Origin of the sequence: Alishewanella jeotgali KCTC 22429 (genome assembly GCF_000245735.1) — a bacterium.
GTDB lineage: Bacteria > Pseudomonadota > Gammaproteobacteria > Enterobacterales > Alteromonadaceae > Alishewanella > Alishewanella jeotgali.
On sequence record NZ_AHTH01000060.1, the window covers coordinates 1 to 18,242 of the forward strand.

Consider the following 18,242-nt stretch of genomic DNA (forward strand, 5'->3'; position numbering starts at 1 on the left):
CAAAGAGCCAGAACTAACAAAAAGGGAGAAATCAGTGCATAAATTACTTGCGGTTTATTTATTGTCATTTACTGCTTTAAGCAGTGGTTATGCTCATGCAGACGAGTTAGAGGAAGCTCAGGTTTGGGGGGCAATGCTTACCGATGCTATTCAGAAAAACATGAAGTTAAATTTGAAAAAAAGGCCTGAGCACAAGGCAATAAAAAAATTTCTTAAAGAAAATCAGTGCCCCGGAATAAAGTATGAGGGGTATTTAGTTGGTGAAGAACAACAATATTTTTATCTTATAGGTTCGAAGGGGAAAGAGGTTATTATTGGCCGCCATTTTAAAGCACCTGTCGTTGACGGGGTAATTGCTCTAGACTCGGCACAAAGCTCAACCAAAGGTTGTCTAAATTTAGGCCCCAAGGCGCCTGATGTTGCAGCAATGGTGGCAACCCACCTGCAACCGTATCCGAACGAATTCCATCTTTTGCAAAGTAATATTCACGCTGTCACTTTATACATTGGTACAAAAAGCGGAATGTTTGTGGTTAAAGATGGAAAAATGTACTTATCCGACAGCAAGTGATATGTGACAAGTGCAAGCAGAACCTCGCTTTTCGGTTCGACTTGCAGCATATTGCTCGCCATTTTGGCGAGCATGACTTCTCGCTTTGTTCCAATACAAAGTAAGTGTATCACTGAACGGGGGGAGTTACCGTGGAAGAGAGATGCGCAGGCTTGAAAGGATAACAGCTTGGACAGGCACCGACACTTTTGTTGGTAGTGGGCCGTGCAGCCGTGGCCCGCAGTAGCTACACCTATTCGTCAAAACCGTCTTCATTACGCGCAATTTGCACGGTTTTGCTGGAGTTCTGCAGTAGTTGCTCCAGCTCGGCAATCTCATATTTATCCAGTAAGCGCCACTGGCCGGTTTTTAACTCTGCCAGCCGTACGTGCATAATACGGGTGCGTTTTAGCTTAACCACTTCGTAACCGAGAAATTCAGCCATGCGCCGGATCTGCCGGTTTAAGCCCTGAGTCAGAATAATATTAAAGGTATTACGCGACACCTGCCTGACTTTACAGGGCAGGGTAACAGTATCCAGAATGGGCACGCCCTGGCTCATGCGTTTAATAAATTGCTCAGTAATAGGTTTATTTACCGTGACCACGTACTCTTTTTCGTGTGCATTACCGGCGCGCAGAATTTTATTGACGATATCGCCGTCGTTGGTAAGAAAAATCAGGCCTTCAGAGGGTTTATCCAGCCGGCCAATCGGGAAAATCCGCTCCGGATATTTTAAGGCATCGACAATATTACCGGCGACTTTACGCTCGGTGGTGCAGGTTATGCCTACCGGCTTGTGATAGGCAATATAGACGCGCTGCGGTTTAGCTTTTAGCGGTTTACCCTCAACCAGTACCTTGTCCGTTGCCGAGACCTTGACCCCCATGCCTGCGATCTGGTCATTGACGCTGACTTTGCCGGCGGCAATCAGGGCATCGGCCTCGCGCCGTGAACAATAACCGGTATCACTGATAAATTTATTTAATCGGGTAAGACTCTGCTCAGACATAGCTCTCGGTATTGGCTTAATAGATTGGCAAGGTGCACAGTGTAAGGGGCGGCGCCCGGCAGAGCAAGGTTTTGCCGCTGCGCTGCGAATAGCGCTTGGGTTATCGGTCAGGTTATGGCTAAAATACGCGCAACTAACAGGGAACTGGCATGACATTACCAATTAATCACACCCTGCCTGGCGCCAGCCGCCTGGTACTGGGCTGTATGGCGCTCGGCGGTGGCTGGAATACCACCCCGCTAACACAGCAAGACGAACAGCAAGCCTTTGCACTGATTGAAGCGGCGCTTGACTGCGGTATTAACCTATTTGACCACGCTGATATTTACACCTTTGGCAAAGCGGAAGCGGTATTTGGCCGGTATCTGCAAGCCTTTCCGGCGCAGCGACAGCATTTATTACTGCAGTCAAAATGCGGTATTAAACTTGGCAATGCGCATCAGCCCGGCCATTACGATCTGAGTAAAATCGCTATTCTGGCCGCGGTGGAGCAAAGTCTTGAACGACTAAATACTGACTATCTCGATCTGTTACTGTTGCACCGGCCGGATCCGCTTATGGAGCCTGACGAGATTGCTGCCGCTTTTGAGCAGTTACAACAGCAAGGTAAGGTGCGTCACTTTGGTGTGTCGAATATGGGCTGGCCGCAGCTGCAGCTGCTACAACGCAGCCTGACGGTACCATTAGTGGTTAATCAGCTGGAGATGAGTCTGTATCGTCATCACTGGCTGGAGGAAAGCCTGCTGACCGGCATGCCGGAGGGCGCGGGCTGTCATTTTGGTTATGGTACCGTCGAATATTGCCAGCGCGAGCAAATTCAACTGCAAAGTTGGGGCAGCCTGGCTCAAGGTCGCTATTTTAGTGCCCGCGCCGATGAAACCGCGGCTGAGCAGGCGACGCGTCAGCTAGTGGCTAAGTTGGCCGCGGAGTATCAGAGTACGCCGGAAGCGATAGTGCTGGCGTGGCTGTTACGGCATCCGGCCAGGATCCAGCCGGTGCTGGGTACCAGTCAGCCGGCGCGCTTAGCTGCGGCGGTGCGCGCAGAACAGCTTGACCTGAGTCGGCTCCACTGGTATCAACTCTATATTGCGGCCCGCGGCGGCGCCTTGCCCTAAATCCGGAGTCTGTGCGATGCAGTTATGGCAGAAACTACTCTTGGTGTTGCTATCAGGCATGATGTTATGGCTTGCCGGCTCGACAGCACAGGCCGGAACCGAGGTTAAACCGTTTTCTCAGCTACACCAGCGGATCTGGAATACAGAACATGGCCTGCCACAGGTGTCGGTCGTGGCTATTACCCAGGATCAGCAAGGCTATATGTGGCTGGCAACCGAAGGCGGGCTGGCCCGCTTTGATGGCAACCGTTTTCAGGTATTTAATGCCAGCCATTCACCGCTGTTTCGCAATCCGTTATTACGCACCCTGCACACCACTGCTGGCGGTGACTTACTGATTGGCAGCTCTGATAAACTTATCCGTTATCGTCAGCAGCAGTTTGCCGAACTCACCCTAAATGGCCAAAGTGTTGGCAGTGTCGAGGCTATGGCCGAAACAGCCTCTGGCCGGGTCTTTATTGCCGCCGAGCAACTACTGTTGTTGGAACAGGGGCAGCTGAGTGTACTGGCCGTGCCACCGCGGCCAGTTTCCAGTTTGTTGGTTGACGGTGAGCAGTTATGGATAGCTGGCCCGGGCTATCTGGCGCTTTGGACTGAGCAGGGCTGGCAGGAGCGTTATCAGCACCCTGAGCCAGGTTGGTTAGTTACCCGGATGCTGGCTGATGGTGACGGCATTCTGCTCGCCACCCCTCAAGGCTTGTGGCGCTATGCTGATGGTAAGGTAAGTCTGACACAACATCAGGTACAGGACGAGGTGTTGCTATTGTTCCGGCAGCAACAACAACTGTGGGTGGCAACCTATCATGAACTGCTGCAGTTCCATGGTGATCAGCTCATTTCCCGTACTGATTTACGGCAACTGCCGAATATTGGTTGGCTGGTTAGTGCCTACCAAAGCCGGGACGGTTTGTTGTGGTTTGGTAGCAAAACGCATGGCTTGCTGCGCTTTCGCTCGGATGCTACAACTAACTATCAGGTTGATCCTGCCAGCTCAGATCCCTATGTCTGGGCGCTCTGGCCCACAGAGCATGAGTTATTGGTCGGCCACAATGGTGGCCTGGCTGGCTTTGATGGCCAGCGGTTTCAGCGCAAAATTGCCCCAGAGCGGCTATCGCACCCGGTAGTATACTCACTGTACCGACAGGCGGACGGCACCTTGTGGGCCGGCACCCGCCGCGGCTTAAACCGTATCAGTGCCGATTACCAGCAGGTACAGCGTTATCCGGCGCTGGATCATATTCAAATCAACGGTATCGTAGAGCGTAATGACGGCAGTATCTGGATCGCCAGTTTTGATGGCCTGTACCGGCTGCTACCGGGCAGTGATGAACCCGAATTAATGACCGAGCAGCTTGGACTGCCACTGGGGCGGTTTCGGGTGATCCTGCGCGACAGTCAGGACCGGCTGTGGCTGGGGACGCCACGCGGTGCCTATGTCTGGGATGGTAAGCAATTGACTGCCATCGAGGATCCGTTGCTTAGCGATATTTATATCAGCTATATCACAGAACTGAATGACGGCCGGATCGTGCTGGGAACCTTGCAGCACGGCTTTGCCATCGAGGACCCGCGGGGCGGCTGGCAGAAGATCCTGCCACAGCAAGGTCTGCCTAATGCGGATGTGATTTATCTGGCCGAAACCGATAAAGGCTTAGTGATTTCAAACTTTAATGGCGTCTATCGCCTGGCCTCAGAACTGCTGACCGGCGGTGAGCTCGTCGCCAGCATTATTATTGATGATATTGGTCCTGAGGCCGGGGTCGACGGCTTACGTTGTTGTAATGGTGCCGGTAACAGCAAAGGCGCCAAATGGCGGCGGCGGATCTATCTGCCCAGTCTGAACGGGCTGGTGGCCATTGAACTGGATGCACTGACGGAGCAACGTCCGGTACCTGAGGTACTGATTGAGCAACTGCTCGCCGAGCAGCTGTATTACCCCTCAGGGCAGACAATCAAGCTGGGCGCAGCCCAGCGCGATCTGGAAATCCAGTTTACTGCGCCGGCCTATTACCGGCCGCGAACCCTGATTTTCCGCTACCGCTTACTCGGTTATGAACAGGATTGGACAGAGGTCAGTGATCGACGCCAGGCCTTTTATACCAACCTACCGCCGGGTGAGCTGATATTTGAAGTTCAGGCGCGGTTTCGCGGTGAGGGCGAGTGGAGTAAGGTGGTTCGTCAACCTGTGAGTATTCAGGCGCACTGGTACGAGCAATACTGGTTTTATGCCCTGTTACTGCTGTTGTTACTAAGTGGATTATTTGTATTACATCGCTACCGTTTAAATCATCTGGCCAGACAGCAGTCTAAACTGGAGCTGATGGTCAGCGAACGGACCCGGGAGCTGAATAACGCCAACCAGCAGTTGGAACTGCTTAATCAGCGCTTACAGCTGCTCAGTGTTACCGATGCACTCACCGGTTTGCATAACCGGCACTATTTACAGCAAACACAGGAGGCGATACTGGCACGCGCCCGCCGCCAGCAGAAGCCGCTGTTGTGTGTATTGCTGGATTTGGACAATTTTAAAAAGGTTAATGATCTGCTGGGGCATCAGGCCGGTGATGCGGTACTGCGACAAATGGCGGCGCTGCTAAAACGTCTGCTGAGGCAATCAGATCATCTGATCCGCTGGGGCGGTGAGGAGTTTTTAATTATTCAGGAGCAGCAGGACGACCCCATCGCCTTTTTAAACCGCTTGCTGCAGGCAGTGGCCGATGAACCCTGGGTCATTGCCTCGGAATTGCCGTTTAAGCTTAGTTGCTCAGTGGGGGCGGTGCAGTACCCGTTACCGGATAATAGTGGCTGGAGTTGGACCCAGGCGCTGGCGCTGGCCGATAAAGCCCTGTATCAGGTGAAAAGCCAGGGCAAGGCGGGTTGGTTAATGCTGAGGCCGCAGGCTAAAGCTCTGAATGCCGGTGATTGGCTGCAGCGCGAAGTTGCGCAAATGTTACAGTCGGGTGCCTTTAGCGCTATTGCCAGCGCCGATATCAGTGAGCGTCTGACCCGGCAACAGACTGAGCAGGTATAAAATAAAACGGGCGCCTGCTGGCGCCCGTGCTGAACTTAGCTATCGGGGTAGTTTACATATTCGGATAGTTAGGACCGCCGCCGCCCTCTGGTGTCACCCAGGTAATATTCTGGCTCGGATCTTTAATATCACAGGTTTTACAGTGAATGCAGTTCTGCGCATTGATCTGCAGTCGCGGCCCTTTATCCTGCTCTTCAACTATCTCATACACGCCAGCCGGACAGTAGCGCTGCGCCGGCTCTGCATACTTAGCCAGGTTCACCTGGATCGGAATGCTGGCATCTTTCAGCTTCAGATGGCAGGGTTGTTCTTCTTCATGGTTGGTATTCGACAGGTAAACCGAGCTTAAGCGATCGAAACTGATTTGATTATCCGGCTTCGGATAAACAATAGGGCTGCAACTGGCAGCCGGTTTTAGCTGGGCATAATCGTGTTGTTCGTCTTTTAAGGTCAGCGGTAAGCGACCACCAAACCAGTTTTGATCCAAAGTATTAAAGGCGCCGCCCCAGAAGGTGCCGAACTTATGGATCGCCGGGCCGAAATTACGCGAGCGGTACAGTTCATCGTACAACCAGCTGTTTTCAAAAGCATTGACAAAGCCGGTCAGATCCTGACCACCGTTATCGCCGCTCAATAAGGCCTGGGCTACCACTTCGGCCGCCAACATGCCGGATTTCATTGCGGTATGATTGCCTTTAATCTTGGCAAAGTTCAGGGTGCCGGCATCACAGCCAATTAATAATCCGCCATTAAAACTCATTTTCGGCAGGCTGTTCAGGCCACCTTTGGCAATAGCGCGGGCACCATAGGACACGCGCTTACCGCCTTTTAAATATTGTTTTAGTGTCGGATGCTGCTTATAGCGCTGAAACTCTTCAAAGGGGTTTAGGTAAGGGTTGCTGTAGTTCAGGTCAATAATTAAACCGACCACGACCTGCTGACCTTCAGCATGATACAGATAGCCACCGCCGCTGGCATCGCTCAGCGGCCAACCAGCAGAGTGCACCACCAAACCGGCATGATGCTGTTCGGCCGGCACATCCCAGATTTCTTTAAAGCCAATCGCATAATGCTGCGGCGACTTGCCGTCATCCAGCGCAAAGTGTTTAATCAGTTGCTTACCCAGATGGCCGCGGCAGCCTTCGGCAAACAGGGTGTATTTGGCCAGTAATGCCATGCCAGGGGTATAGCTGTCTTTGGGTTGGCCTTCGCGATCCAAGCCCATATCACCAATCAGAATACCTTTGACCGTGTTATCTTCCAGTACCAGCTCACTGGCGGCAAAGCCCGGGAAAATCTCTACACCAAGCGCTTCGGCTTGCTCCGCCAGCCAGCGGCACAGGTTAGCCGCTGAGATAATATAGTTACCGCTATTATGCATGGTCTTGGGTACGGCAAAGCCCGGTAGCTTGCGCGCATTCTGCTCATCACTAAACAGATAGATATCATCATGGGTGACCGGGGTATTTAGCGGCGCACCGCGCTCTGCCCAATCCGGGAACAGTTCGTTCAGCGCGCGTGGCTCAAAGACGGCACCGGATAAAATATGGGCGCCGACTTCAGAACCTTTTTCTACCACACAAACACTGATTTCCTGGCCTGCGCTTTCGGCCTGTTGCTTTAAACGAATAGCAGCCGACAGACCCGCCGGGCCTGCGCCAACGATGACTACATCGTATTCCATTGCTTCTCTTTCCACCGGGTTACCTCTCTTGCGTTGGCAGGTTGGGCTGTGTTTATTGTAGAGTATGCCTGAGCTTAGCCACAGCCGCCTGTTTTGTGGATGCTATTGTTTACAGAATTTTTTATAAACATGGGAATTTATTGAGGATAGCAGGATATTGCAGGTTGACGTTAACGTCAACAGGAAGTAGATTGTCGGCCATGCTCAACTTTAGTAGTTTACCTGCACGTAAAGCAGCCCGGGCAAGGGTTGTCGCATTCAGATGAGGCCATTATGAAGATACTAGTTCCGGTAAAACGGGTTATCGATTACAACGTTAAGGTTCGGGTTAAACCGGATAACAGTGGTGTGGATCTGGCGAACGTGAAGATGGCGTTAAACCCATTCTGCGAAATTGCGGTGGAAGAAGCCGTGCGTTTAAAAGAAGCCGGCGTTGCCACTGAGGTGGTGGTGGTTACTATCGGGAATAAAGCCGCACAAGAACAGCTGCGTACCGCGCTGGCGCTGGGCGCCGATCGTGCGCTGCAGCTGGAGACTGAACTGAACCTGGATTCACTGCAAGTGGCCAAGTTACTGGCCAAGGTGGTCGCAGAAGAGCAGCCACAGCTGGTGATTATGGGTAAGCAAGCCATCGATTCGGATAATAACCAAACGGCACAGATGCTGGCTGCTTTAACTGGTATGGGGCAGGGTACGTTCGCTTCGAAAGTGGTAGTAGCAGACGGTAAGGTGCAGGTGACCCGCGAAATTGACGGTGGTCTGCAAACGGTTGCCTTGACACTGCCGGCCGTGGTATCGACTGATCTGCGTTTAAATGAGCCGCGCTATGCCTCCTTACCGAATATTATGAAAGCGAAGAAAAAGCCGCTGGATGTCAAAGCCGCCGATAGCCTGGGTGTGGCACTGGAAAGTAAGGTCAATACGCTGAAAGTGACGACACCACCAAGCCGTCAGGCCGGAGTGAAGGTAGAAAGCGTCGCCGAATTGGTAGCCAAGTTAAAAGATGAAGCAAAGGTGATCTGATGAGCATTCTGGTAATAGCTGAACATAACAATAGTGCGCTGAAAGCGGATACCTTTAAAACCGTACAGGCTGCCAGTCAGCTCGGTGGTGAAATCCATGTGCTGGTTGCTGGTCAGGCGTGTCAGGCTGCGGCAGCTGAAGCCGCAAGCATTGCCGGTGTCAGCAAGGTATTGCTGGCCGATGCCGCGCCTTATGCGCATCAACTGGCAGAAAACGTTGCTGCTTTAGTGGCAGAGTTAGGTGCCGGTTATAGTCATATTCTGGCAGCCGCCACCACCGGTGGTAAGAATATGTTGCCACGGGTGGCAGCACTGTTAGATGTGGCGCAAATTTCTGACATTATCGCCATTGAAAGTGCTGATACCTTTGTGCGGCCAATCTATGCCGGTAATGCGATTGCTACGGTGCAGTCGGCTGATGCCATTAAAGTATTAACAGTTCGTAGTGCGGCCTTTGCTGCGGCTGCTACCGGCAATAACGCGCCTATTGAAGCCGTTGCGGTGGTAAAAGATTTAGGCATATCCAGCTTTGTTGCCGAAGAGCTGACCAAATCAGAGCGGCCGGAGCTGACCGCTGCCCGGGTGATTATCTCCGGTGGTCGGGGCATGCAAAATGGCGAAAACTTTGCGCTGTTAAATGGGATTGCCGATAAGCTGAACGCGGCCATTGGTGCCTCGCGCGCTGCGGTCGATGCCGGCTTTGTGCCAAACGATATGCAAGTCGGTCAGACCGGTAAAATTGTGGCGCCTGACCTGTATATTGCCGTCGGTATTTCTGGCGCTATCCAGCATCTGGCTGGTATGAAAGACTCAAAAGTGATCGTCGCTATCAATAAAGATCCGGAAGCGCCGATTTTCCAGGTTGCCGATTATGGTCTGGTTGGCGATCTCTTTACGGTATTACCGGAATTGGAAGCTGCGCTCTAAGCCGGTAAAACCTGATGCCCAACTAAGCCAGCCTCGCCGCTGGCTTTTTTTATGCCGCAAACTTAGTATATCAATGTACTTCAGGGAGAAACCTTATGCCACCTGTGATCCGCCATGCCGAGCCAGCCGATTTAGCCGCCGTCAAAGCCATCTATGACCAAGCCAGCGTCTATGCCAATACGTTGCAGTTGCCGTTTCAACCGCAAGCGAAGTGGCAGAGTCTGTTTGAGCCACAGCCGGGTTTTTATAATCTGGTGGCTGAGCTCGACGGCCAGGTGGTGGGGCAGCTCGGGTTACAGGTGATGCAAAACCCGCGGCGACGGCATGTGGCGGAATTTGGTATGGGCGTATCTGAGCCATTCCAGGGGCAGGGTATTGGTTCGGCCTTGTTACGTGCCGCGCTGGATTTAGCCGATAACTGGTTGGCCCTGCGGCGGGTGGAGCTGCTGGTATACAGCAGTAACGAGTCAGCCATTGCACTGTATGAACGCTTTGGTTTTGAAGTTGAAGCCGAACTGGCCGATTATGCCTATCAATACGGCAACTATATCAGTGCGCTGGTGATGTCGCGGCTGCGAAATACGGCTTAAGGGCAATAAAAAAACCGCCGGTGGGCGGTTTTTCTTTAGCATTAGCAGTTAGTTCTGCTCGCTGTTTTTCTTACACTGCACGGTGTCTTCACATTCACCATACATATATAAACTGTGGTGAGTCAGTTTAATACCATGCTGTTTAGCAATCGCCAGTTGGCGCTGCTCGATGGTGTCGTCTTCAAACTCAACCACCTTGCCGCACTTCAGGCAGACTAAATGGTCGTGGTGGTTGGCGCCGGCCAGCTCGAACACTGACTTACCGCCTTCGAAATGGTGGCGGGTTAAAATGCCAGCATCATCAAACTGGTTTAGTACCCGGTATACGGTCGCCAGACCGATATCCTCACCGATGTCCAGTAATAGCTTATATACATCTTCGGCACTGATATGCTGGTTTTTTGGATCCTGCAGGATCTCCAGGATCTTCACCCGTGGCAGTGTGACCTTTAAGCCAGCCTTACGTAACTCGGTATTATGATCGTTCATAGCAACTCTTATCTAAACGTGAACTTACAGGGATTATAAAGAGATTAGTTTTATATTCAATTGCTTTATCCCTTTTCTATTTTTAGTTGAACATCTGGACGCATACTGCTTGGTTTTACAGCTGTTTCGTTGAGGGCACTGCTGCTGATTTGTCGTGATAGGCGTTACCAAACTTGCTGAAATCGAAAAGCCGGGTAGAATGCACTCCACAGGTCATACCAGAGAGTGATTTATGCGTTGGGCATTTAAACCGGGCGTGATGCGCCATTTACTGAATTTCTGGCCACCGTTTTTTTTCAGTGGCATTAAGGTAGCGGAGCTGAGCAGCGACTACCGCTATTGCCGGGTCGAGCTGAAATCACGGCCCTGGACCCGCAATATTAATAGTAGCCAGTTCGGCGGTTCGATGTTTGCGATGACCGATCCGATTTATCCGTTGCTGCTAATGGGCGCCCTGGGTAAAGAATATCTGGTGTGGGACAAACAGGCCGATATCAACTATATCAAACCGGGTTATAGCCGTTTAACCGCTGAGTTCTGGCTGTCGGATGAGATGGTGGAGCAGGTTAAACGTGAGACCGACGGTGGAGATAAATTCTTTCCGCAGTTTCTGGTGCATATTAAAGATGCTAATAACCAGGTGGTATGCGAAGTCAATCGCACCGTCTATATCCGGAAGAAGCCAAAGTACCGCTCTGAACCGACAACTCAGGTATAAAAAAAGCCGGCGAACCGGCTTTTTCTGCTGTGAGCTGCTGCTAAAATGGTAGCTTACAGCTTGGCAAATTCCGCCAGGCTCATTTCATCATAAATCTGCTTACACCATTGCTTAACCCGTTGCTCGGTCAGCTCCGGCTGGCGATCTTCATCGATGCCCAGGCCAATAAAGTGGTTGTCATCGACCAGTGCTTTTGAGGCAACAAAGTTGTAGCCGGCAGTTGGCCAATGGCCGACAATAATGGCGCCTTTCGGCTCGATAATATCACGCAGGGTGCCCATCGCATCCAGAAAATACTCGGCGTAGTCTTCCTGATCGCCACAGCCAAAAATCGCGACCAGTTTGTTATTAAAGTCGATATTTTCCAACTCCGGGAAGAAATCATCCCAGTCACATTGGGCTTCGCCGTAGTACCAGGTTGGGATCCCGAGCAGCAACAGATCGAAGCCTGCAATATCTTCTTTGCTGCTTTTCGCGATATCACGAATGTCGATTAAGTTTTTACCCAGCTCTTTCTGGATCATTTTGGCGATATGTTCGGTGTTACCGGTATCGCTACCAAAAAAAATACCCACTGTTGCCATAGTTAACGCCTTCTTACCTGGCCAAAGCCTGTTCTAACAGATGTTCAATAAAATTACTGCGTGTCATCTTGGCCAAAGCCGCTGCCTGATCGAGTTTGTCACACAGCTGCTCTGACACCTTGCATTCGATACGCTTTAACCCCTTTACGCGATCGCGCTTGATTTGGTTGCGCTTGTTCAGTTTTAACTGTTCTTCCCGCGGCAGGGGGTTGGTTTTTGGTCTGCCGGGGCGCTTGTCCAGCGCAAATAAATCAATGGTGGTGCGATCGGTGGCTATTTTCGCCATGACGTCGCCTCTTATTCGAAAAAATACTGCATTACACTTTTCACGATAAAGACCAGCGGTGATAAAAATAGCACCAGCCAGACAAAAAATTGCCCCATTTTCGGTGCCTGACTTTTCTTCAGTACATCCCGGATCGCCAGTACGATAAAGATGTACAGGGCACCTAAACCCAGCCATAAGCCAATGCTTTCAAACTGCTCTACATTCATGCGTATTGGTCGTCCCGAAAAAAGTGCGCGCACTATAGCACAATTGGCCCGCCTTTTTCTGCGCTAGCTCAATAAAAAATCGCGCACAATTTTATTAAAAGCAGCGGGTTTCTCAGCATGTAACCAGTGGCCGGTGCCTTCGATCACCTTGGCCTGTGCCGCCGGAAAATGGGCCAGAATAGTGGGTCTGTGCTCAGCTAAGATGTAATCTGAGTTGCCGCCTTTGATAAAGAGTGTCGGGCCGTCAAACACGCCCTCTGCCACTGGTGCACCAATTAACGCCTGATAATGCGTACTTAAGGCAGCAAGATTAAAACGCCAGCGAAAGCCGGTCTCGGTTTTATCCAGACTTTTTAATAAAAACTGCCGCACGCCGGCTTCCTTTATATAGGCCGCCAGCAGCTGATCGGCTTCGGCCCGGCTGCTTAGCGTACTTAAATCAAGGCTTTTCAGCCCGGCGAAGATACTGTTATGTCGCGGCGGATAACCGACCGGGGCGATATCAGCCAGGATCAGACGCGCGGGTTTACTGGCACTTTGCAGTGCATATTGCATGGCAATTTTGCCACCCATTGAATGGCCAAGCAGTGCAAAGGGCGTTAGTGCCAGACTGTCCAGCGTTTCTGCCAGATCAGCGGCCAGTAACGGATAACTCATGTCGCTACTCTGTGGCGAGCGCCCATGGTTACGCACATCGATATTCAGTACCTGAAATTCATCCTGTAAGGCGCGGGCAATGACACCCAGATTTTCAAAACTGCCGAACAGGCCGTGGATCAGCACCACCAGCGGCCCCTGACCGCTGAGTTGATAATTTAGCATCATAACCGCTACTCTTTTGGCTGATAGACTGATTGCATTAGCGGGCTATTCTAGCAAAACATCGGCCCTGCGTCAGGCGCCGGCGGAAACTCGCATCTTTTGCTGCTTTGGGTATATAATCAGGCCAATTTGAGGTAACGGATTAACACTATGAAAACCATTGAAATTGACGACGATCTCTATCAGTTTATCGCGGGGCAGACCCAGCGTATCGGCGAAAGTGCCTCAGATATCCTGCGTCGTTTATTGCCTGGCGCACCGTTGAAAGCCGGTGTGACAGCGTCTGCCGCTGCAGTCAGCACTGAGCCCGCAGCTGCAGCTCAGGCCGAGCCAGTGACCAGCGCCAAAGCCGGTAATATTTTTGATCTGGTGACACCACAGGATTTACAAACCGAACAGAATATCGTTGGCCGCTTTTTATACCTGCTCTCGGTTTTGGCGCGGGTGCACAAAAAAGATTTTGCCAAGGTGCTGGAGATTAAAGGTCGCAACCGCCTGTATTTTGGTACCTCGGCCGAGGCGTTAAACGAAGCGGGCAGCAGCACTAACCCGAAGCAAATTCCTAATACTAACTTCTGGGTGATCACCAATTCTAATACCACCCGGAAAAAAATGATGCTAACTGAAACTGCCATAAAACTTGGCTATAGTGCTGAAGACGCTGAGCGTATCCGCGACTTACTCTGATTAACTGAATTACGCAAAAAAGGAAGTGCCCATGTCATTACATCCGCTGGCAGGTCAGCCGGTTCCAAACGAACTTATTCCGAATATCTGCCGGTTGATGACGGCTTACTATGTACTGGAGCCCGATGTGCACCAACATCCGGAGCATAAAGTCAGTTTTGGTACCTCCGGGCATCGCGGCAGCGCCTTGCAGCACACCTTTAATGAGCCACACGTACTGGCCGTTTGTCAGGCGATTGCCGAGTATCGGAAAAAGCAGGGCATTACCGGGCCATTATTTTTGGGTAAAGATACTCATGCCTTGTCAGAAGCGGCTTTTGCCAGCGCACTGGAAGTACTGATTGCCAATAAAATTCAGGTCTGCATCCAGAAAGACTTAGGCTACACCCCGACACCCGTCATTTCCCACGCTATCCTGACCCACAACGACGGTGAAAGCAGCCAACTGGCCGACGGTATCGTGATTACGCCTTCGCATAATCCACCGGAAGACGGCGGTATTAAATACAACCCGCCGCACGGTGGTCCGGCGGATACCGATGTCACCGATTGGATTGAAAAGCGCGCCAACGAGCTGTTAGCTAAAGATCTGGAAGGCGTACGGATGATGCCTTATGCACTGGCGATTCAGTCCGGCTATTGCCAGCACATTGATTATATTCAGCACTATGTTGATGACTTAGAAAACGTGATTGATATGGCGGCCATTGCTAAAGCCGGCATCCGTATTGCCGTCGATCCGATGGGCGGTTCGGGTATTGCGTACTGGCCGCGCATCGCTGAGCGCTATGGCCTGAATATCACCGTGGTCAATAATAAGGTGGATCCGTCTTTTAGTTTTATGTCGCTGGATAAAGACGGCAAAATCCGCATGGATTGCTCGTCAGCACACGCGATGGCCGGTTTAATTCAACTGAAAGATCAATTTGATATTGCCATTGGCAATGATCCGGATTTTGACCGCCATGGCATTGTGACCCGCAGTGGCGGTCTGATGAACCCGAATCATTATCTGGCCGTTGCTATTAACTATCTGCTCGCCAACCGGCCACAGTGGGGCGCTGAGCTGGCTATTGGTAAAACCCTGGTCTCCAGTGCGCTGATTGACCGCGTGGTTGCGGCGCAGGGCCGGGTACTGAGCGAAGTACCAGTCGGCTTTAAGTGGTTTGTCGATGGCTTACATAAAGGCGAGATCGCCTTTGGTGGCGAAGAAAGTGCCGGCGCCAGTTTCCTGCGCCATAACGGTACTGTTTGGTCGACTGATAAAGATGGCTTTATTCTGGGTTTACTGGCCGCGGAAATGCTGGCAAAAACCGGTGTCGATCCTTATCTGCAGTATCAGGCGTTAACGCGTAAGTTGGGTTCACCGCTGTATCGTCGTCTGGATGCACCGGCGTCTGCGGCCCAGAAAGCCGCGCTGAAAAATCTGGATGTCGGCAGTGTTAAGGCCACCAGCTTAGCCGGCGATGCCATTACGGCAGTACTGACCAAGGCGCCCGGTAATAATGCCGGCATCGGCGGTGTTAAGGTTGTTACCAAAAACGGTTGGTTTGCTGCTCGTCCGTCTGGCACAGAAAATGCCTATAAAATTTATCTGGAGAGCTTTGTCGATCAGGCTCATCTGGAACAGTTAGAGCAGGATGCCAAGGCCTTTGTTGCGGCGGCTTTTGCCAATAGCTGAAGCTAAAACATCAGTGTTAGCAAGGGGTTAGCTACGCCTATCCCCTTGGTTGCCTGCAGTGCTCTGATGTTTAATTATGTAATTAACTTACGAAATGGCGGGTAGTCTTTGCCAAAAGTGCGATTTTGCGGTATTGTTTTTGTAATTTTTCTACAATTATAACTGTGTAACATCGCTGTCTGTGCGGAACACATTTGGGACTGGCAATGAAAAAGACCTCTACAGCTAAGGCAGCAAACGCTGCCAACACTGCCACTGAGCAGCTTAAAGAAAGTATTATCAAACACTTACACTCCACGCTTGGCACCGACGTTAATAAAGCCAGCCATCAGGCCTGGTGGCGCGCTACCTGCGCTGCGGTAAACGAGCAGGTTTACGATGGTCTGCGCAATACCCAACGCACTCATTATGAGCAAGATACCCGGGCGCTGCACTATTTTAGCCTCGAATACCTGATGGGCCGGATGTTCAGCAATAACCTGCATAACCTCGGCATTTATCAGAACGCCAAACAGGCACTGGCTGAGCTTGGGCTGGATATTGCCGATCTGGAGCAGCAGGAAGAGGATATGGCGCTGGGTAACGGCGGCTTGGGTCGTCTGGCAGCCTGCTTTATCGAATCACTGGCGACGTTAAATTACCCGGCCGTGGGTTATGGCATTCACTATGAAAACGGTCTGTTCCAGCAGAGCTTCCAGGATGGCCGGCAGATCGAGCGCCCAGATAGCTGGCGTGAGTACGGTAACCCGTGGGAAATTTGCCGCCCGGAATCGGTGCAGGAAATTGCCGTGTATGGCTATGTCGAAACCGTATTTGACTTACAGGGCCAGATGAAAAAAGTCTGGCACCCGGGCCGGATCATCAAGGGGGTGCCGTGGGATATTCCTATTGTCGGCTATGATGGCAGTGCGGTAAATGTATTGCGCTTGTGGGAAAGCCGCGCCTCTGATTTCTTTAACTGGGACGTGTTTAACTCCGGCGGTTATATTGATGCCGCGCGGGAAAACGTGGAAGCGGAAAACATCTCTAAGGTACTGTACCCGAACGATGAGACCGATGCCGGTAAAGAGCTGCGTCTTATTCAGCAGTATTTCTTCTGCTCCTGCTCGTTAAAAGACATTATCCGCCGCTATAAGCGTCGCCATGGCGATGACTGGAGCCACTTTGGCAAGCAGGTGGTCATTCAATTAAACGATACCCACCCGGCGGTAGCGATCCCGGAGCTGATGCGGATTCTGGTTGACCGTGCTGAAATGGCATGGGATGACGCCTGGGCGATTTGTCAGCAGGTATTTGCCTACACTAACCATACCTTATTGCCAGAAGCACTGGAAAAATGGCCACTGCGCTTATTTGAAAAAGTGCTGCCGCGGCATATCGAAATTATTTATGAAATTAACCGCCGCTTCCTGCTTGAGCAGGTAGAAATGCGCTGGCCGGGTGACGATGCGAAGAAGCGCAAGCTGTCGATTATCGAAGAAGGCCATGAGCAGATGGTGCGGATGGGGCATTTGTCGGTGGTGGGCTCCTTTAAGGTGAACGGGGTTGCAGAAATTCACTCCAAGCTGGTGAAATCCGATCTGTTCCCGGAAATGGTGGCGCTGTGGCCGGATAAATTTACTAACGTTACTAACGGTGTAACACCGCGGCGCTGGTTAAAAGCCTGTAACCCAAGGCTGGCTACCTTGCTGGATGCCAAGGTGGGTGACGATTGGCCAACGGATCTGAAAAAGCTGCATAAGCTGGCTGACTTTGCTAAAGATCCTGCATTGCAGGATAACTTTATGGCGATTAAGCAGCAGAACAAAGCCGATCTGGCGCGGGAAATTAAAAAGCTGACCCGGATTGAAGTGGATCCGGCGGCGCTGTTTGATGTGCAGATCAAACGCCTGCATGAATACAAACGGCAGCACCTGAACCTACTGCATATCCTGGCGTTGTATCGGCGTATTCTGCAAAACCCGGATTACGATATGGTGCCACGGGTGTTCCTGTTTGGTGCTAAGGCGGCACCGGGCTATAAGCTGGCAAAAGAGATTATCTATGCGATTAACAAGGTCGCCGATAAGATCAACCACGATAAACGGGTGAAAAACCGCATTAAAGTGGTGTTTATGCCAAACTACCGGGTGAGCTTAGCTGAGAAGATGATCCCGGCCGCGGATGTCTCGGAGCAGATCTCCACCGCCGGTAAAGAGGCCTCAGGTACCGGTAATATGAAGCTGGCGTTAAACGGTGCTATTACTGTCGGTACCCTGGATGGCGCCAATATTGAAATCGCTGAAGAAGTTGGTGCGGATAATATCGCGATCTTCGGTTTAACCGTTGATGAAGTGAAAGCCTTATATGAGAGCGGCTATAACAGTTACGATTATTATCATAATAACCCGGAGCTGAAAGCCATTCTGGACTGGCTGGAAACCGATTATTTTACGCCAGGTAAACCGGGCGAACTGGTGGCGATTAAACGCAGTTTACTGGAAGGCGGTGACCCTTATCTGGTGCTGGCCGACTTTGAATCCTACCTGGCGGCGCAGCAAAAAGTGGATACCTGGTACCGCGATAAGGCGCTGTGGGCAGAAAAGGCCATTCTGAATACCGCTTCAGTCGGTAAGTTTACCTCAGATCGTTCCATTGAAGACTATGTAGAGCGGGTGTGGCAGTTAAAGCCGTGCCGGATTAAAAACTAGTTCCTGCAAAGGTTTGAGCCGGTGGCGTGAACAGCTGACCACCGGCTACAAATCAGACTTTGTAAAAAGGCAGCGTTTCTGGCTGCCTTTTTTTATGTGCGCCCAGCATGGGCGCATTCTTGGAGGTGCAAGTCCTCCCATAAGC

The 18,242-nt window shown here is 51.4% G+C and carries 17 protein-coding genes; 10 read left to right on the top strand and 7 right to left on the bottom strand.

The features are described from left to right. Positions 1-571 (top strand): hypothetical protein (locus AJE_RS17325; protein ID WP_008951942.1); only part of this gene is annotated, 571 nt, incomplete at its 5' end. Positions 572-803: 232 nt separating this feature from the next. Here AJE_RS17325 and AJE_RS17330 read toward each other — a convergent pair. After that, positions 804-1,562, bottom strand: a complete 759-nt coding sequence (locus AJE_RS17330; RefSeq protein WP_008951943.1) for a pseudouridine synthase — start codon at positions 1,560-1,562, stop codon at positions 804-806. A gap of 149 nt (positions 1,563-1,711) precedes the next feature. On the opposite strand from AJE_RS17330, the gene AJE_RS17335 reads away from it, so the two are divergent. Beyond that, on the top strand, positions 1,712-2,677 hold the full coding sequence (locus tag AJE_RS17335; protein ID WP_008951944.1) for an aldo/keto reductase: 966 nt from the start codon (positions 1,712-1,714) through the stop codon (positions 2,675-2,677). A 16-nt stretch (positions 2,678-2,693) separates the two neighbouring features. Then, positions 2,694-5,708 (top strand): ligand-binding sensor domain-containing diguanylate cyclase, encoded by a 3,015-nt coding sequence (locus AJE_RS17340; RefSeq protein WP_008951945.1) that lies wholly within the window; start codon positions 2,694-2,696, stop codon positions 5,706-5,708. Between the two features lie 52 nt (positions 5,709-5,760). Here the strand turns inward: AJE_RS17340 and AJE_RS17345 are convergent, their stop codons facing one another. Continuing rightward, positions 5,761-7,407, bottom strand: a complete 1,647-nt coding sequence (locus AJE_RS17345; protein ID WP_008951946.1) for an electron transfer flavoprotein-ubiquinone oxidoreductase — start codon at positions 7,405-7,407, stop codon at positions 5,761-5,763. Positions 7,408-7,665: 258 nt separating this feature from the next. Between AJE_RS17345 and AJE_RS17350 the strand changes: the two genes are divergently transcribed. The 3 genes from AJE_RS17350 (at position 7,666) to AJE_RS17360 (ending at position 9,931) form a co-directional block, all read left to right on the top strand. Further along, a complete protein-coding gene (locus AJE_RS17350) occupies positions 7,666-8,415 on the top strand; it encodes an electron transfer flavoprotein subunit beta/FixA family protein (RefSeq protein WP_008951947.1) in 750 nt (249 codons plus the stop codon). Next, on the top strand, positions 8,415-9,341 hold the full coding sequence (locus AJE_RS17355; RefSeq protein ID WP_008951948.1) for an electron transfer flavoprotein subunit alpha/FixB family protein: 927 nt from the start codon (positions 8,415-8,417) through the stop codon (positions 9,339-9,341). The genes AJE_RS17350 and AJE_RS17355 overlap by 1 nt, the downstream gene beginning before the upstream one ends. 95 nt (positions 9,342-9,436) lie before the next feature. Next, on the top strand, positions 9,437-9,931 hold the full coding sequence (locus tag AJE_RS17360; RefSeq protein ID WP_008951949.1) for a GNAT family N-acetyltransferase: 495 nt from the start codon (positions 9,437-9,439) through the stop codon (positions 9,929-9,931). 48 nt (positions 9,932-9,979) lie between these two features. Here AJE_RS17360 and fur read toward each other — a convergent pair whose 3' ends face one another. Next, positions 9,980-10,420: a ferric iron uptake transcriptional regulator gene (gene fur / locus AJE_RS17365; RefSeq protein ID WP_008610368.1), complete on the bottom strand. Its 441-nt coding sequence runs from the start codon at positions 10,418-10,420 to the stop codon at positions 9,980-9,982. Positions 10,421-10,652: 232 nt separating this feature from the next. Between fur and AJE_RS17370 the strand changes: the two genes are divergently transcribed. After that, positions 10,653-11,138 (top strand): DUF4442 domain-containing protein, encoded by a 486-nt coding sequence (locus tag AJE_RS17370; protein ID WP_008951950.1) that lies wholly within the window; start codon positions 10,653-10,655, stop codon positions 11,136-11,138. A 53-nt stretch (positions 11,139-11,191) separates the two neighbouring features. Here AJE_RS17370 and fldA read toward each other — a convergent pair whose 3' ends face one another. The 4 genes from fldA to AJE_RS17390 form a co-directional block, all read right to left on the bottom strand. Further along, positions 11,192-11,722: a flavodoxin FldA gene (fldA, locus tag AJE_RS17375; protein WP_008951951.1), complete on the bottom strand. Its 531-nt coding sequence runs from the start codon at positions 11,720-11,722 to the stop codon at positions 11,192-11,194. A gap of 13 nt (positions 11,723-11,735) precedes the next feature. After that, on the bottom strand, positions 11,736-12,008 hold the full coding sequence (ybfE, locus tag AJE_RS17380; RefSeq protein WP_008610375.1) for a LexA regulated protein: 273 nt from the start codon (positions 12,006-12,008) through the stop codon (positions 11,736-11,738). Positions 12,009-12,019: 11 nt separating this feature from the next. Next, the gene (locus AJE_RS17385) at positions 12,020-12,217 is read right to left on the bottom strand and encodes a DUF2788 domain-containing protein (protein ID WP_008951952.1); all 198 of its coding nucleotides are present in this window, start codon (positions 12,215-12,217) and stop codon (positions 12,020-12,022) included. A gap of 63 nt (positions 12,218-12,280) precedes the next feature. Then, a complete protein-coding gene (locus tag AJE_RS17390) occupies positions 12,281-13,042 on the bottom strand; it encodes an alpha/beta fold hydrolase (protein WP_008951953.1) in 762 nt (253 codons plus the stop codon). Positions 13,043-13,189: 147 nt separating this feature from the next. On the opposite strand from AJE_RS17390, the gene seqA reads away from it, so the two are divergent. From seqA to AJE_RS17405, 3 genes are all read left to right on the top strand, one after another. Next, positions 13,190-13,726: a replication initiation negative regulator SeqA gene (gene seqA / locus AJE_RS17395; RefSeq protein ID WP_008951954.1), complete on the top strand. Its 537-nt coding sequence runs from the start codon at positions 13,190-13,192 to the stop codon at positions 13,724-13,726. Between the two features lie 31 nt (positions 13,727-13,757). Further along, positions 13,758-15,407 (top strand): phosphoglucomutase (alpha-D-glucose-1,6-bisphosphate-dependent), encoded by a 1,650-nt coding sequence (gene pgm, locus AJE_RS17400; protein WP_008951955.1) that lies wholly within the window; start codon positions 13,758-13,760, stop codon positions 15,405-15,407. A gap of 206 nt (positions 15,408-15,613) precedes the next feature. Next, the gene (locus AJE_RS17405; protein ID WP_008951956.1) at positions 15,614-18,097 is read left to right on the top strand and encodes a glycogen/starch/alpha-glucan phosphorylase; all 2,484 of its coding nucleotides are present in this window, start codon (positions 15,614-15,616) and stop codon (positions 18,095-18,097) included. Positions 18,098-18,242: the final 145 nt, after the last annotated feature.

Bases quoted from the DNA above. Each gene is read 5' to 3' on its own strand.
- AJE_RS17390 (WP_008951953.1), bottom strand. From the start codon at position 13,042: ATGATGCTAAATTATCAACTCAGCGGTCAGGGGCCGCTGGTGGTGCTG.
- ybfE (WP_008610375.1), bottom strand. From the start codon at position 12,008: ATGGCGAAAATAGCCACCGATCGCACCACCATTGATTTATTTGCGCTG.
- AJE_RS17405 (WP_008951956.1), top strand. From the start codon at position 15,614: ATGAAAAAGACCTCTACAGCTAAGGCAGCAAACGCTGCCAACACTGCC.
- AJE_RS17340 (WP_008951945.1), top strand. From the start codon at position 2,694: ATGCAGTTATGGCAGAAACTACTCTTGGTGTTGCTATCAGGCATGATG.
- AJE_RS17385 (WP_008951952.1), bottom strand. From the start codon at position 12,217: ATGAATGTAGAGCAGTTTGAAAGCATTGGCTTATGGCTGGGTTTAGGT.
- fldA (WP_008951951.1), bottom strand. From the start codon at position 11,722: ATGGCAACAGTGGGTATTTTTTTTGGTAGCGATACCGGTAACACCGAA.
- seqA (WP_008951954.1), top strand. From the start codon at position 13,190: ATGAAAACCATTGAAATTGACGACGATCTCTATCAGTTTATCGCGGGG.
- AJE_RS17355 (WP_008951948.1), top strand. From the start codon at position 8,415: ATGAGCATTCTGGTAATAGCTGAACATAACAATAGTGCGCTGAAAGCG.
- AJE_RS17330 (WP_008951943.1), bottom strand. From the start codon at position 1,562: ATGTCTGAGCAGAGTCTTACCCGATTAAATAAATTTATCAGTGATACC.
- AJE_RS17370 (WP_008951950.1), top strand. From the start codon at position 10,653: ATGCGTTGGGCATTTAAACCGGGCGTGATGCGCCATTTACTGAATTTC.
- AJE_RS17360 (WP_008951949.1), top strand. From the start codon at position 9,437: ATGCCACCTGTGATCCGCCATGCCGAGCCAGCCGATTTAGCCGCCGTC.
- AJE_RS17335 (WP_008951944.1), top strand. From the start codon at position 1,712: ATGACATTACCAATTAATCACACCCTGCCTGGCGCCAGCCGCCTGGTA.
- fur (WP_008610368.1), bottom strand. From the start codon at position 10,420: ATGAACGATCATAATACCGAGTTACGTAAGGCTGGCTTAAAGGTCACA.
- pgm (WP_008951955.1), top strand. From the start codon at position 13,758: ATGTCATTACATCCGCTGGCAGGTCAGCCGGTTCCAAACGAACTTATT.
- AJE_RS17350 (WP_008951947.1), top strand. From the start codon at position 7,666: ATGAAGATACTAGTTCCGGTAAAACGGGTTATCGATTACAACGTTAAG.